The 15,495-nt window shown below is 33.8% G+C and carries 15 protein-coding genes; 9 read left to right on the plus strand and 6 right to left on the minus strand.

From position 1 onward, the window contains the following. The first annotated feature begins 483 nt into the window (after positions 1 to 483). From ACEWK1_RS02520 to ACEWK1_RS02530, 3 genes are all read left to right on the plus strand, one after another. Complete coding sequence (locus ACEWK1_RS02520; protein ID WP_257536002.1) at positions 484 to 615, plus strand: hypothetical protein; 132 nt, start codon at positions 484 to 486, stop codon at positions 613 to 615. Positions 616 to 761: 146 nt separating this feature from the next. After that, positions 762 to 1,730: a S8 family peptidase gene (locus tag ACEWK1_RS02525; RefSeq protein ID WP_416635613.1), complete on the plus strand. Its 969-nt coding sequence runs from the start codon at positions 762 to 764 to the stop codon at positions 1,728 to 1,730. Positions 1,731 to 1,825: 95 nt separating this feature from the next. Then, positions 1,826 to 2,785: an aminoglycoside phosphotransferase family protein gene (locus ACEWK1_RS02530; protein WP_416635615.1), complete on the plus strand. Its 960-nt coding sequence runs from the start codon at positions 1,826 to 1,828 to the stop codon at positions 2,783 to 2,785. Here ACEWK1_RS02530 and ACEWK1_RS02535 read toward each other — a convergent pair. Next, positions 2,782 to 4,953 carry an EAL domain-containing protein gene (locus tag ACEWK1_RS02535; RefSeq protein ID WP_416635617.1) on the minus strand — a complete coding sequence of 724 codons (2,172 nt, stop codon included), beginning with the start codon at positions 4,951 to 4,953 and terminating at the stop codon, positions 2,782 to 2,784. The genes ACEWK1_RS02530 and ACEWK1_RS02535 overlap by 4 nt on opposite strands. Positions 4,954 to 5,134: 181 nt before the next feature. Between ACEWK1_RS02535 and ACEWK1_RS02540 the strand changes: the two genes are divergently transcribed. From ACEWK1_RS02540 to ACEWK1_RS02555, 4 genes are all read left to right on the plus strand, one after another. Continuing rightward, positions 5,135 to 5,755, plus strand: coding sequence for a DUF3298 domain-containing protein (locus ACEWK1_RS02540; RefSeq protein ID WP_416635653.1), 621 nt, complete (start codon positions 5,135 to 5,137; stop codon positions 5,753 to 5,755). A 252-nt stretch (positions 5,756 to 6,007) separates the two neighbouring features. Then, complete coding sequence (locus ACEWK1_RS02545) at positions 6,008 to 6,808, plus strand: amino acid ABC transporter substrate-binding protein (protein ID WP_251394460.1); 801 nt, start codon at positions 6,008 to 6,010, stop codon at positions 6,806 to 6,808. Next, the gene (locus ACEWK1_RS02550; RefSeq protein ID WP_212138204.1) at positions 6,792 to 7,487 is read left to right on the plus strand and encodes an amino acid ABC transporter permease; all 696 of its coding nucleotides are present in this window, start codon (positions 6,792 to 6,794) and stop codon (positions 7,485 to 7,487) included. Before ACEWK1_RS02545 ends, ACEWK1_RS02550 begins: the two co-directional genes overlap by 17 nt. Before the next feature lie 15 nt (positions 7,488 to 7,502). Next, positions 7,503 to 8,252: an amino acid ABC transporter ATP-binding protein gene (locus tag ACEWK1_RS02555; protein WP_251405380.1), complete on the plus strand. Its 750-nt coding sequence runs from the start codon at positions 7,503 to 7,505 to the stop codon at positions 8,250 to 8,252. Between the two features lie 76 nt (positions 8,253 to 8,328). Here the strand turns inward: ACEWK1_RS02555 and ACEWK1_RS02560 are convergent, their stop codons facing one another. Further along, positions 8,329 to 9,186 carry a MerR family transcriptional regulator gene (locus ACEWK1_RS02560; RefSeq protein ID WP_416635620.1) on the minus strand — a complete coding sequence of 286 codons (858 nt, stop codon included), beginning with the start codon at positions 9,184 to 9,186 and terminating at the stop codon, positions 8,329 to 8,331. A 112-nt stretch (positions 9,187 to 9,298) separates the two neighbouring features. Here ACEWK1_RS02560 and norA point away from each other — a divergent pair, with 112 nt between their 5' ends. Both norA and ACEWK1_RS02570 read left to right on the plus strand, forming a co-directional pair. Next, entirely contained in the window at positions 9,299 to 10,501 is a 1,203-nt protein-coding gene (norA, locus tag ACEWK1_RS02565) for a multidrug efflux MFS transporter NorA (RefSeq protein ID WP_416635622.1), read from the plus strand. Positions 10,502 to 10,875: 374 nt separating this feature from the next. Beyond that, positions 10,876 to 11,241 carry a hypothetical protein gene (locus ACEWK1_RS02570; protein ID WP_121661972.1) on the plus strand — a complete coding sequence of 122 codons (366 nt, stop codon included), beginning with the start codon at positions 10,876 to 10,878 and terminating at the stop codon, positions 11,239 to 11,241. A gap of 203 nt (positions 11,242 to 11,444) precedes the next feature. On the opposite strand, the gene ACEWK1_RS02575 is transcribed toward ACEWK1_RS02570, so the two are convergent. The 4 genes from ACEWK1_RS02575 to ACEWK1_RS02590 form a co-directional block, all read right to left on the minus strand. After that, positions 11,445 to 12,029: a helix-turn-helix domain-containing protein gene (locus ACEWK1_RS02575; RefSeq protein WP_416635625.1), complete on the minus strand. Its 585-nt coding sequence runs from the start codon at positions 12,027 to 12,029 to the stop codon at positions 11,445 to 11,447. Between the two features lie 669 nt (positions 12,030 to 12,698). Further along, a complete protein-coding gene (locus tag ACEWK1_RS02580) occupies positions 12,699 to 13,157 on the minus strand; it encodes a hypothetical protein (RefSeq protein ID WP_416635627.1) in 459 nt (152 codons plus the stop codon). 478 nt (positions 13,158 to 13,635) lie between these two features. Continuing rightward, on the minus strand, positions 13,636 to 13,875 hold the full coding sequence (locus ACEWK1_RS02585; RefSeq protein ID WP_416635629.1) for a hypothetical protein: 240 nt from the start codon (positions 13,873 to 13,875) through the stop codon (positions 13,636 to 13,638). A 964-nt stretch (positions 13,876 to 14,839) separates the two neighbouring features. Beyond that, complete coding sequence (locus ACEWK1_RS02590; RefSeq protein WP_212138748.1) at positions 14,840 to 15,316, minus strand: hypothetical protein; 477 nt, start codon at positions 15,314 to 15,316, stop codon at positions 14,840 to 14,842. Positions 15,317 to 15,495: the final 179 nt, after the last annotated feature.

Raw genomic sequence — 15,495 nt, forward strand, 5'->3', positions numbered from 1 at the left:
CGAATGCATGTCACACTTTTTACTTCAAAAAAGATACGCAAGTGGAAAATTATTGATATTTTAATATCGGTTATTGCCTATCTGTTTAATAGCAAACACATTCCTTTTTCCATATGTAGTTATCACATTTCACTAAAAAATATATTAATGCTGAAGATCTTAAAATCGCACATTATTAATCAATGCTATAAGCTTTGCATTTTAAAGTTTATCAATAACAAACCGAACTCGTTACATTTTCTCATCTCTTTTTAAAAATTGTAGGTACTAAGTAAGGGTGGGCCTGACCAATATGCAGTATAATTGTATGAAAATTCATAATATTAATGCTCGATAAGCTTGGTCATGATACAATTACAATTGACATCCATTCCATATTTATCCTAATTTTCCAAGGGGGAGTTTCTTCCGTTTCGAAATACAAGCCTTACCAGTCATCTTGTAACTGTGTAGGGCTATTTTTGTAAAAAGGAGGTGGTAATCGTGTTGGAGTGGTTAGAGCTGCTTCTCAAATTGTTAGTTGCTGCTGCCACACTTTTCTCTTCCATCACACTAGGGTTGAAAAATTTAAATGACTTAAAAAAGAAATCAAAAAAGAAAAGACGCCTCCTATAAGGAAGACGTCAATAAACAGTGCTTACAACTAAATTATAATACAAATCATAACAAAAGGTACGGAAAAAATAAATAGAAACAGATGTTTCCTTAGGAATATAAGGAAGTGTGGAATGGTGTCACATTTATAAAAAGGAGGAATCACAATGAGTAAAGTTGGATTAATTCCTTTCACCATACAAACTGTATTAAAAGATACAAAAATTATTCCACCGGGTATTGAATTAATTGGTGCTCCTACTGCTTGGGAGCAAGGTTATTTTGGTCATGGAAATGTAATAGCTGTTCTTGATACAGGGTGTGATTCCAGTCATTTCGAGCTTCAAAATCAAATTATTGATGCTTATAATTTTACAACAGATGATGAAGGAGACCCTAAAAGCATAAAAGATTATAATGGCCATGGTACTCATGTATGTGGAACGATTTGTGCGGAAGAAAACGATCGAGGTGTAGTTGGTGTTGCACCTAAAGCAAAGCTCCTTGTTTTGAAGGTGCTCTCAGGCCAAGGCTATGGAGAAACAAAATGGGTGACAGACGGCATTCGTTATGCGACAAAATGGCGTGGACCTAATGGTGAGCGTGTAAGAGTCATCAGCATGTCATTAGGTGGGAGAGAGGATGATCATGAACTTCATAAAGCAGTTCAGGAGGCAATCAACCAAGAAATTCTTGTTGTTTGTGCTGCCGGCAATGAAGGGGATGGAAGCTATGAGACTGATGAGTTTGCCTACCCAGGAGCATATCCAGAAGTTGTACAAGTAGGTTCAGTGAATTTGCAAAAGGAAATTTCAGATTTTAGTAATACAAATAGAGCGATTGATCTCGTTGCACCTGGTGAAGAAATTCTATCAACCTATCTTAATAACGAATTTGCCGTCTTATCAGGAACTTCAATGGCGACCCCACATGTTTCCGGAGCTGTTGCGCTTATCATTGAACAATGTGAAAAAGAGTTTGACCGTCCTCTAACAGAGGCTGAAATATACGCTCAACTGATAAAAAGAACTCTTTCTTTAAGTTATAGTCGACGTTATCAAGGGAATGGGATGTTGAATTTAACATTAGATTTAGGAACAGAAATAAAATCATTCCAAACAGCGGTTACTGAATAAAAAAACACCTAATAAATTTATATAGACTCCTTTTTATTGGCATAGGAGTCTATTATTTTTGTTTAGCTTTACTTCCTTATAAGGGGGATATTTATATGAATCTACAAAAGCACTTTGTTCAAACAGTAAAGAAATATTTTAAAGAGCAAGGTGAAGCATGGCTAAAAAATTTGCCAAAAGTAATTAATTATTGCGAACAAAGGTGGTCCATAAAGATAAAAGATCCCTATCCTTTGTCAATTAATTATGTTGCTCCCGCAATAACGAAAGAGTCAGAGGTAGTCGTGAAAATATGTATTCCTGAAGAGGGTTATTTTAGTGAGCTAGAAGCACTTCAATTGTTTGGAATGGAAAAGAAAAAAATGGTCCAGCTGATTGACTGTGACAAAGAACACGGAATAATTCTGCTAGAAAAACTATCACCAGGATTTACATTAGCAGAAGTAGAAGATGATGAGGAGTCTTGTAGAATAGCTGCTGCTGTATTAAAAAATTTAATTTTCCCTTCACCTGTTCACTCAAGGATTGGTACAACTAAAGACAGGGAAGAAAATCTTCGAGAAATTGTTAATAACCATAAAAAGGGAATTGGTCCAATTTCTCAGCAAACTTTAGAAAAAGCATTGAGGATATTTACATACCTGAATGCAACTGCAAAACAACATTTTCTCCTTCATGGTGATTTTCATCATTATAATATACTTGCTTGTCAAGAGAGAGAATGGGTAGCCATTGATCCAAAGGGGTTAATCGGTGAAATCGAATATGATCTCATTCAATTTTTATTAAACAAGCTTCCAGATCAAAGAATGTATGAAGTTATCGAAAAAAGAGTAGACATTTTCACTAAGGAACTAAATTTAAATAAAAAAAGGCTTCTGCTTTGGGGGTATTGTCACACCGTATTAGCAACCTCGTGGACTGTTAAAAATGATGAAACCTATGATAAGGCTTTTTTTCAATGTATTGAGATTTTTGAAAAGCTGTATGAAAGCAAATGGGGACAGGTACCGTGTCTCAAAGAGACAACGGACCTGTCCCCTCGTCCGATCTAGTTTTCATCCAAATAGAAGAAAAGTTGTTCTTCAGTAAGAGGAGGGCTGAAGTAATAACCTTGCATCATGTCACATCCATTTTTAAGTAGAAATTCTGTTTGTTCAGAGGTTTCGACACCTTCTCCAATAACTTTTAGGCCAAGTTTATGTGCCATGTAGATAATCATTGTTGCAATATCTTGATCCTCTTTATTTTGTGGAATATTTTTTATAAAAGAGCGATCAATTTTTAGAGTATTGATAGGAAATGATCTCAAATAACTAAGGGAACTATAACCAGTTCCAAAATCATCAATTGAAATAGATACGCCTAAAGCTTTTAACTCATTAAGTGTATTGGAGGTAAGGTGAACGTCAGCTGTCATACTCTCAGTAATTTCGAAATTTAATCTCGCTGGGTTTACTTCCGTTTCTTTTATAATGCTAGCGACCATTGCGACAAGATTAGGCTGATAGAACTGACGAATGGAAAGGTTAATAGAAATACTTATATGGCTATATCCCTTTAAGTCTAAAACGCTTAAGTGACGACATGCATTTTCAATAACCCATTGGCCAATCGGAATGATAAGACCATTTTCTTCAGCGATTGGTATAAATTTGCCTGGTGGAATGTTCCCCATTAAATGATGTTGCCAACGGAGCAATGCTTCAACAGCAACCACTTTAGTAGACTTTGTATCAATAATTGGTTGAAAAGAAAGAGATAACTCATTTCGGTAAAGTGCTTTTCGTAATTCATTTTCGATCTTGAGCTGTTCTACTTGTTCCTTATCCATATTTAAATCATAAAATCTAAATGTATTTCTTCCATCTTTTTTGGCTTGGTACATAGCAACATCAGATTTTCTAAGTAACTCACCTTCATTACGACCATCTTCTGGATACATACTAATTCCTATACTTGGAGTAACAAATATTTCTTTTCCTTGTATATAAAAGGGGGCGGATAATGTATGAAGAATACGATTTGATATTTTTGTGACTTCATTTTTCATTATATTGTCAAGGAGAATAATAAATTCATCTCCTCCTTGCCGCGCTGCTGTATCATTCCGACGGATACATGATGTTATTCGTTGGGCGACTTCCCTTAACAAAAGGTCCCCAATATTATGACCTAAAGTGTCATTTATTACTTTAAATCGATCCAAGTCAATAAATAAAAAGGCTAGGTTCTCTTTATTGTTCCCGAGAGCCTGAGAGGCTTTGATATCAAATAGTCGACGATTCGGAAGAGATGTTAATTCATCATGATATGCCATAAAATTAATCTTCTTTTCTGATTCATAATGTTGAAGGGCTAAGCTTGTTAAATAAGTGGCCTTTTCAATGACCATCATATCGATTTGATTTGGTTTCCTCGCTTCAGGATAATAAACAGCAAATGTTCCTAAAGTCCTAGACTGATTATCTAATACCGGATATGACCAGCATGCTCTTAGGTTATGCTTCAATGCAATTTCTCTATGCTCGTTCCAAAGACTATCTTTCTCAATATCTTCAACTACAACAGGAAGCTGGGTAAAGGCAGCTTTTCCACAAGATCCACTAGTCGGACCAACTGTCACACCAAGATTAATATAATCATTATATTCGCTTGGCAAATTAACCGCCGTTCCTTTTCTAAGGATTCCAAGTGAATGATCCATTAATAATATTGAACAAAGACCACCATCTAGTACATCTTCCATTAACAGCACAAGGGAGGATAACACTTCATTTAAATTGTGGCCTTTTGCGATCATTTCTAAAATTGTATTTTGGCCGTCTAATAGTTTCCTCGTTCTCTTTTCATCGGTCATATCCTTTGCACTACAGACAAGACCTTTTACATTACCATCATGTATGATTGGAATATTCGTAACTTGTAAATGAACCACTTGTCCATTTTTATGGTTTATAGATGTTTCAAACCTTGTTCTTTTCCCATTTAGAGCGGCTATAAAATGGTTCTCTGTAGTGGCAAGATCAGGTTCTCTAACAAATTCTTTAAAGGATTTTCCAACCAAATCCTCATTTATGTAACCTGATAGTTCTAAAAATGCATCATTATAAAGAATAAAATTACCCATAAGATCCATTCCGTAACATGCATCTTGATTATTTTTAAATAAAGAATAGTAAATTTCATTTGGGAAGTTTATATCTTCTGCCATTCTCATCATTACTCTCATCCTTCGTCATATCTTACCTCATTTTACCACGAATTTATATTTACTAATTGAGGTATTATTTTACAATTGGTAGAACTTGTTCGCCAAAGACATAACTTTGAGAGTAAAAAAGAACCCATAACAACACCTAGGCATCTTGCATACAATGGAGTTAAAAAAGGTGGATATCCAAATGCATTATACGTTCCCAGTTGATATTAAAACATTAACAATTAGTAAAGGAACAAAGCAAACCGTTTATTATCCAAAAGTGACCAATATGACAAATCAACAGCTTCAGCGGTATATTAATCACGTGATTGTGGTTGAAACACAACAGCTTATTAACAAGCAAGTTGGACATATGCCAACAACAGTAGAAGAGATGCTAGGGTCTTATGAAATAAAAAATAATCAACGCCAAGTATTGAGTTTATTACTTTCTAATTATACCTATCACTTCCACGCTGCTCATGGTATGACTTTTTTAAAATCATTAACCTTTGATCTGAAGAAAGGGAAAAAGTGCGAGCTCAAAGACTTATTCAAACCAGGTGTAGATTATGTCAAAAGGCTCTCAGATATCATCAAGTTGCAAATCAAACAACGCGATCTTCCTCTGCTGAACGAATTCACTAAGATTCAGCCTAATCAAGACTTTTATATAGCTGATAAAGCTCTTGTCATTTATTTTCAATTATATGAAATCACTCCATATGTGTACGGCTTTCCAATGTTTCCGATTTCGGTATATGACATTCAAGATCTAATCGATGAAAACGGGCCACTTGGTCGCATGGCTGTGAATGAATGAAAGACAGGGGGACAGGTTCCGTGTCCCGACGGGACAACGAACCTGTCCCCCTGTCTCAAGAAAAATCAAAATATTTAAACTTAAGGAAATACGATTCTTATTAGTTGATTTGAGCATAATGGTGTGGCATTGTAAATAATTACTTAGGACAAGAAATAATTTCTCTTTATATGTTGGTAGGATGAGTTAATGGGAAGAATATGTGTTAAATAGCAATTGAAAAGAAAATATAGATTATTAGGAGGGTTTCCTATGAAGAAATTAGCATTAAGTGTAATGATGTCACTATTCGTTTTGATGATTGCCGCTTGTGGTGCAAATCAAGAAGAAAGTAATGAAAATGCAACAGAACAAGAACAAGGTAACGCGAAAATAGAAAAACTAACTGTTGGAACAGAAGGTACATATGCGCCATTTACTTTCCATAATGAAGAAGGAGAACTAACTGGTTATGATGTTGAAGTCATAAAAGAAGTTGCAAAACGTATGGGAGCAGAAGTTGAATTTATGGAAACACAGTGGGATTCTATGTTTGCCGGATTAAATTCGAAACGTTTTGATCTTATCGCGAACCAAGTTGGGATCAATGAAGATCGTTTAGCAAACTATGATTTTTCAACACCATACACATATTCATCTTCCGTTATTGTTACACCTACCGAAACAGATGATATTACTTCATTTGAAGACTTAGAAGGGAAAAAATCTGCTCAATCGTTAACAAGTAACTATGGTGCGATTGCTGAAGAAAACGGAGCAGAGCTTGTTGGGGTTGAAGGTCTTGCGCAATCTATCCAACTAATTAAGCAAGGAAGAGCCGATGTAACAGTAAATGATAAATTGGCCGTCCTTGATTATATGAAAAATCAAAATGATAAAGATGTAAAAATTGTTGCTGAATCTGACGATGTATCAGAGATGGCTTTTACATTTAATAAAGGAAATGAAGAATTAGTTGAGGCTGTTAATGAACAGCTAGCTGCAATGAAAGAAGATGGAACATTAACGAAAATTTCCCAAGAATGGTTTGGTGAAGATGTTTCTACAAAATAATACCATAACAGCAGAGATGGGAGGATGGGAGTTATTTTCCAACTCTCTTCTCCCGATGCTTTCGGGAGCGATACAGTATACCATTCCGCTTACACTCATTTCATTTGTAGGTGGATTAATTTTAGCCTTGATTTTGGCAATGATGCGCTTATCCAAAACACGTATTATACAACTTCCTTCAATTATTTTTGTGTCAGCCATTAGAGGCACACCCTTACTCGTGCAATTATTTATCATTTTTTATGGACTACCAAACATTGGAGTAAATCTTGATCCTTTTATAAGTGCTGTTATTGCTTTTATCTTAAACGTTGGTGCATATGGTTCCGAAATTATTCGTGCTTCTATTCTTTCAATCCCAAAAGGTCAATGGGAGGCTGCTCATACAATTGGTATGTCAAGATGGACTGCTCTTAGGAGAATTATTCTTCCTCAGGCAGCAAGAGTTTCAGTTCCGCCATTATCAAATTCATTCATAAGTTTAGTCAAGGACACCTCTTTAGCATCCTTAGTATTAGTGGCAGAATTATTTCGAAAAGCTCAAGAAATCGCTGCTAGAACATATGACTTTTTACTTTTATATGTAGAAGCTGCCCTTATCTATTGGGTGATCTGTTTTATCTTATCTTTAGTTCAAGTTGTGATTGAAAAGCGTCTTGATCGATATGTCGCTAGATAGAAAGGAGGGAGTGTCATGTTTTTATCGATAAAGGGTTTGGCAAAATCATTTGGCGATAACCATGTATTAAAAAATGTTGATGTCGATGTGCAAAAAGGAGAAGTGGTATCCATTATCGGACCTTCTGGGTCAGGTAAAACAACATTACTTCGATGTTTTAATGGACTCGAGCTACCTGATAAAGGAAAATATACTTTTGATGATGGTCTAACACTCGATTTTGGACAAAAATTAGATAAAAAGGATATGGTCAAGCTTAGTAGAAAATCAGGAATGGTCTTTCAATCATATAACCTTTTTCCACACAAAACGGCACTTGAAAATGTAATGGAGGGTCCATTAATTGTTCAAAAACGGAAAAAGCCTGAGGTCATAGAAGAAGCAATGGTTCTTTTAGAAAAGGTCGGGTTAGAAGATAAGCTGAATTTTTATCCGCATCAATTATCTGGGGGACAACAGCAACGGGTAGGAATTGCAAGAGCGCTAGCCCTTAAGCCTGAACTAATGCTATTTGATGAGCCAACATCTGCACTCGATCCAGAATTAATAGGTGAAGTGTTAAGTGTTATGAAAGACTTAGCAAAGGAAAACTGGACGATGATGATCGTAACACATGAGATCCAATTTGCAAGTGAAGTTTCGGATAAAGTGTTATTCATGGACGGCGGCTACATAGTTGAGCAAGGAACGCCAGATGAAGTGCTCAAAGCTCCAAAAGAAGAAAGAACAAAGAGATTTCTACAAAGAATATTACATCCTTCCTAGAAGTTGAATATCTTTGCTAGGATGATTCTAATACAAATTAAAGGATAGTTGGAGGAACCCTACTATCCTTTTTTATTCAACAATCGGGGTGCAGTTCAGGAACAGGAAAGCGCTCATCCACCTGCATCATAATTTTTGTAACGTAATGTTCCTTTTGGTTCTTTACAACTGTGTCATAAATATACTCTTCAAATACATAATCTCCTAATGTTAATTCCAAACGCTCCATTTCTGAAAAAAGCCTTTTGTAGGTATTATGTATGGTTAGTTCATCTCCAATATGATAGCCAACGAGAAAATAACCCTTCACAGCCTGGAAGTATGAATATCCTTCCTTAGGTTGTGGTTGTTCAATGTATAAATAGCTATACTTTGAGAATTCTCCTTTTAAGACTTGCTCCCGATTTGTTATAACACCTATAGGATATCCCGTATCAAGCTTTAACTCGTTTAATTCATCAATAAAATCAGAAATAACCTCTACAAATTCCTCATCCGTATTATTTTTCATTTTTCTGCTTAAATAAAGTGTTGCTTCTGGGAAATGTTCAAGTGTAATTTGTTGAAAATCAAGTTGTGAGGCCTCTTCCATTAATGAGATTTTTGTTTCAATTAGTTTTTCCTTCCTTTCAATTTCCTGTCGTTTTTTCACAATCTCTTCTCTTTTTTGATACATTAAAGTCAAAAAGCTTTCAGGAGATTTATTTTGCGTATATTGTTGAATATCATTTAGCGACATGCCGAGCTCTTTTAATAAATCAATAACAAAGAATAATTCAATTTGATTCATTGAATAAAAACGATAGCCTTTTTCATTTTTAAATACCGGAGAGAGAAGGCCAATTTGATCGTAGTAAAAGAGTGTTTGTTTATTTACTTTGCAAAGCTTTGCGAATGCACCTGTCGTTAAATATTTCGGATTTTTTTTATTCACTTTCTAATCATCACCCTTGACTATATAGTTACTATATAGATTAGGATATAAACAGTAATGAAATCAAGTGAATACGTTTGATTTTAGGTCAACGTGAAGGAGAAAATACGAAATGAAGAATAATAAAATTACGTTAGGGCTATTATTATTGAATTTATTTATAGCCTTTATGGGGATTGGTCTTGTTATTCCCGTTTTACCTACACTAATGAATGAATTAGGGATAAATGGAAAGACAGTTGGCTATCTAACAGCTGCTTTCGCAATTGCGCAGTTGATTGTTTCACCATTTGCTGGGAAAGCAGTAGATAAATTTGGAAGAAAAATTATGATTGTACTTGGCTTATTTATTTTCGGCTTATCAGAGTTATTATTTGGACTTGGAAAAGAAATAGAAGTGTTATTTATTTCTCGAATTTTAGGTGGAATAAGTGCAGCATTCATTATGCCAGGGGTTACAGCCTTCATTGCTGATATGACAAACTTGGAAACTCGCCCAAAAGCACTAGGCTATATGTCGGCTGCGATTAGCACAGGGTTTATTATTGGACCTGGTATCGGTGGATTTTTAGCGGAATTCGGTACACGAATACCATTCTTCTTTGCTGGTGCACTAGGTACAATCGCTGGAATACTAACGATTATATTTATATCTGAGCCACATCGTGCGATAAAAACAAATGAACATACCGAAAGTGGAAAAAATGGGTTCAGTCGTATGATTGAGCCAAAATATTTTTTCGCTTTTATTTTAATTTTTATTGCCTCATTTGGTTTAGCAGCTTTTGAATCGTTCTTTAGTTTATTTGTAGACCATAAGTTTCAATTTACACCATCTGATATAGCGATTGTTATTACCGGTGGGGCCATTTTTGGTGCTATTTCACAAGTCGTATTGTTTGACCGGCTTACACGAGTTTGGGGAGAAATTAAACTGATTCGTTATAGTTTACTATTATCGGGATTACTTGTCTTTTTAATGACTGTTGTTTCTTCGTATTTTTCTATTTTACTTGTTACATTTATTGTTTTTGTAGGATTCGATTTATTCAGACCTGCAGTGACTTCCTACCTTTCAAATATCGCAGGGGACGAACAAGGTTTCGTTGGTGGAATGAACTCCACGTTTACAAGTCTAGCGAACATTAGTGGTCCAATTCTGGGGGGAATATTATTTGATATAGATATTAACTATCCATACTACTTTGCTACTGTGATACTATCACTGGGAATAGTTCTTACATGGTTCTGGAGAAAGCAAGAAAACAATTCTTCAAACGAAGTTAAGACTAGTGTGGTTGATATATCAAACTAAAGAGTAAGAATTCGTATAAAAAAAATAAGTCAATTTGGTCATTATATGAGGTGACCGAATTGACTTTTTTTAATTCTATCAAATCATATTCTATAGGAGAAAATGGAATTGGTGGAATCACTTTTGGTGCCTCGGGGAAAAGGATATAGTAGGGGGTTAGATAGAAAAATAGAAATATAAGTTAGAAAATGAATAGATAAGAGCACAAACTAAATAATTCTATAATGAAAAAACAACGATCAAATTCTCCCAAAAAAGTGTTGTATAAATCAAAGGTATCGATTAAAGTAATATTTAAAATATTTGTTTTAGATGTACTTTTTTCAATAAACCTTGCAGTGATCTTATTATCAATATAAAGATGGGAGGACTAAATGGATATCCAACAAAATGACCTTTTTATTATTACTAAAGATTCTACACGTTATCAATCATTATCTAATCAATACATACTTTTATTTGATTCAATCAATTACCCTAATAAACAACTAGCTTTAAGGAGAATTGAGAATTTCCTTATCTTTTTAACTATTTATACGAATATCAGAAAAATACATAGAATCGAAACAAAGCATTTACTTTTATTTGCAAGGAAACAAATTCAAGATTCCAAGGATCAAACATGTGAGGAAACTTTAAGAGAAGTAGTAAAAACATTAACCACTTTAAAAAGTATACACAAGTTCAAAACAGATGTGTCTTTAATGAATTACACATTCTGGTGTGAAGTATTTAAATGAAATACGAATGTACGATGCAAGGTCTTTCTTAACCAAGAATACTTCAAATGCTTGACCAACGACTGTATTTTTTAAAAACTTCATTTGAGACATGTAACAAAAACAAGTATAAAAAGAAAAGTCGTTGGCCGTGTGGATTTCCGTAAATATCCCATGTCAAAAATGAGATAAAAAACTGAGACAGAATAATTGAAAATACTTATTTAGATTAGTTGATAATATAACCCAAATTGTGTATCAAACCATAGCAATTTCCCATGTTTATGTTGTGGAAGACGTGTTTGTAAGCCCCATTCAGGATATTGTTTCATAATCTGTACTGAATCCCCAGTAGCAAGGGCAATAAATGAAATATAATGATCTTTTGTCATTGGATGGTCACTTGAGATAAACAACTCAGAATCAATTTCGGTTATTGATAATTTTTCTTCGTCTGTTGCTTTTTTTGCTACTAATCGTTCTACCTTTCTCCCGCAGCAAGAAATGTCTATATCCCCAGTTGCTAATACAATATTATGACATGAGGGACATACAAAATAATTCGATCTTTTCATATTTCCTCCTACAAAATCATTCGATGCTAATTCACCTTCTAAAATATTTTCAATATTTACCCCTAAGATTGAAGACAAACTAGGTAAAAGAGTAACATCTGGACAACGATATCCACGCTCCCATTTTGAAATTGTTCGATCAGAAATGTTCATTGAATCAGCTAACTGTTTCTGTGTTAATCCTTTTTCCTTCCGTAAATTGTAAATTAAGTTACCAACTTTACTATTATCCATATTTTCTCCTCCTGCTCTATGTTCATCTTAGAGGTTAATATAATCAATGGCAACAAACGTTTCGTAGAGTGGGACAGGTTAACTGTCCCAGTTTTTTTATTATAGTTAAGAGTAATTCATCAGGACCAATGGGACAATGGTAGAGCAAATTAAAACAATATAATTTAAATTTTGCAATTCAATTCTAGAGGTCGAAGTAAGAGATGAACCCATTGACACTCAATGAAACATGAGCTGATAACGCATCTCAAGGATTGTTTAAAAGTAAGAATAGATTAAATTACCCTTAAGAACAGATCTCATAGACTGAAGAAGCTGGAAACACCATTGTTTTTTATATAAACAGATGCAGCTCGGGGTAAGATTAGAGGTTTAGGGATAAGTGTATTGATATTCAATTTGAAGCATTATGGCCTGTTGTGCATTGGAGTAAGAAAGAGATATGTAGTTAATGCGCAATTCGCGTAAAAATGAATGAAAGGTGACAACTTAAATCCAGTCAAGTAAAAACCATTGCCTACTGAAAAGAAAATAGTGTCAAAGGAAAGTAAAGATGATTTGTGACGAAGTAATTTTTGAAGATTAAAGATCATTATGTACTCAAGAGAACATCAATTGCTTGCTCTTGCTTTAGTATTATAAACACATATTGATTAAAATGGACAAAAGCTAATTATCCACAAAAATTTTCTTTTGCCACTGATGGTAACCATAAATAATAAAAGACAGCGCAAACATTACAAATAAATATTGCGTAGGAGAGATATTCTCGTATTTCGCTATACCTAGTACGCCTAATAATGGGAGTGCAATATATGCCATGAATGAATCAGCTATAAAATTAACAATTACGTACAAAATGAAATTGTGTGAAGTGCAACTAAAGATCCAAAAAGTTCCAACAGTAAATATACCATATGCAAAACTAACATCAATCATATAGCCCCAGGGAACAATTTGTTCTTGAATTGTCCACCATTTATATGTATAAGCTATTTGAAAAATAATTGTCATTAATAGTGAAGTGAAGATAGTTACTGGCATATACTTTTTTCTATTTATTGAATTTGTAAAAAATAAGGTTAACCAAGGAAGAACTAATGAAGAAAACATAAAAAATTTATTCATAAAATATGCACTCCAATCACATAACTCATCATTTATCTTTATCTTGTGTGTTTGGAATTCATTTATACGTTTATGAAGCAAATGAAGAAAAGTCTTATTGTTTAATTACTCTGCTTAAAATCAATATCTCATTTTTAATATATTTTTTTCGGTTAGTATCATCGCATCTATGATATTAATTTATTAGTAAATAAATATCACGTAAAAACATAATCATTTTTTTCCTCCTTTTGTGTTCACTTATATGACGTATTCATTCAATTATAGGTATTACCAATTAGATTAACATCATAAAAGTATGTTTAATACGACCATCGATTGAATTTAAATTAGACTATTTTTTTCTATGAGTTGTTAATGGACCTCTTTAATTAGGAAATAATGTTGCAGTATCTGGAGAGGATTACGAAGGTAACGAATTTTACTACAAGGCCATATTGTGGGGGACTGAATTCCTAAATGTAAGAAATAAATGGTTTTATTCAGCTAAAGGGTTGTTTAGTTCAAGTACAATCTTCAAAACAAAGCGCTTTAGTTTAATAATGATCTTCAACAATTTAAAGCACTTATCTTGAACAGTAACAGGTTCTGTTTTGAAGTACAAAATACAAATTAACATTGTTTTCGTATAGTAATTCGCACTATGATTAAAAAGCATTATAACAAGTAAATCAGCAAAGAAAAATGCTTGGAGATGCTCCAAGCATTTTTTATACATGATTAGTACCCGATTAAGCAATTTATAAGACTTCAAGAACCGCCAGGAAATAAACTACCTCAATAAGCCGAGAAATTCCCCTTATTGAGAAAATAACATGAAAAATAGATTAAATAGACGGAAAGATTCCGCCTATTTAATCGAAAAAGACGAAAATGGACCATTTTACATTGCTTAACCGGAAAAATTCCGCTTATATCTCCAAACTGATTTCCATTCTTCATTCTAACCGGAAAAACTCCGCTTATAAACTATTGGTTACTCAATTAAGGATAATCTGCTTTATTTATCCGCCTCTCTGACCATCATCCCCCCTGGTAGTTAAAATCACTTTTAGCACACCATTTGGAATAGCAATGAGCTTGCGAATTTTTAAGCTGACAAATACTTATGTCACCATGTTAAAAGTGGTTCGGAATTCTGGGCCTAGTTACCTTCCATTTAATTAAACCCCATATATATCAATAAAAATAAGCAGTCTTATTCAGTAGCGAATAGGACTGCTTATTAGTTTGCTAATTTAGTTTTTGTATTCGGAAACCGAACCCGTTACTTGAACAGATGAGTGCTTTTTCATGTTAAAGGTTATAGTGTAGAGTTACTCTTTTATTACGTAGTAGACCTAAAATGCGTCATAAATGATTAGCAATTAACTCTGTCTATTTTAGAAATCTGTGGCTCAAACCCAATGTTATAAGACCTAAAAAAGAACAAATTACATTGTGAAAGACTTGAGTTTCATCGTTAAAATCCAATAGGGCATAAGTCACTAAAGAGATACCGATACATGCAAAAATGCTTCTTGCTTTTATTTTAAAACACCCCCCTAATACAAGGTATGTAGAGGAGATTAAAAAAATTTGAAGACCATTCATACTGTCGATTTCTCATAAAAAGCGAAGTAGAAATTATAAAAAAAGTAAGGAAATGTGAAATATATCCTTACAACTTATTAATATAGGGACTAATATTTTGAAGAATTTGTGTTAAAAACAACTTTTTCTAGGGTGTGCTGATAAAAATATAGGAAGATTGCTAAAAGTACTGTAATAAGCCAATAAATGGAGGGGCTCATTCTTTTAAATTTAAAAAAGCCAAGTCTTTTCCATAAGCCTGCAAAAGGGAAAGCGTTAATACAATCTAGAATTATGTTTGTTATTAAATATAAAGGAAATGACCCAAATGTTAGTGTGAATACCCATAGTGTCGTCACAAAATGAGCTCCTAAAATATATGTGAAATCTATGGGGGTTTTTGGAAATAATGGGTTCCTATTTTTCCACCAATTATTCCTATTTGCAATTAGGCTAAGAATAATCATAGATAAGCTCGCAAAGGTCGCAGGAGGTAAATAACGGACAAAGGATTTTTTACCTAAAAGAGGCACACTTACCCAAGGGAGAATTAACATACATAAAGAAGCTACCTTTTTATAATTCATAAGAACCTCCAACCAAAAATGATTATAGTAAGTAGTATTTCCAAAATTTATAATATTTATGAAAAAAGGTCTTCAAAAAGTGGGAGAGGGATTTTTAAGTAACTACGAATAAATGGATAGAACCTGATGGATTTGGAATATTATTGATAAGGCGAGGGCGTGAGATGAAGTCTATATTC

The sequence above is a fragment of the Metabacillus sp. YM-086 genome, assembly GCF_048059995.1.
GTDB classification, from domain to species: domain Bacteria; phylum Bacillota; class Bacilli; order Bacillales; family Bacillaceae; genus Metabacillus; species Metabacillus litoralis_B.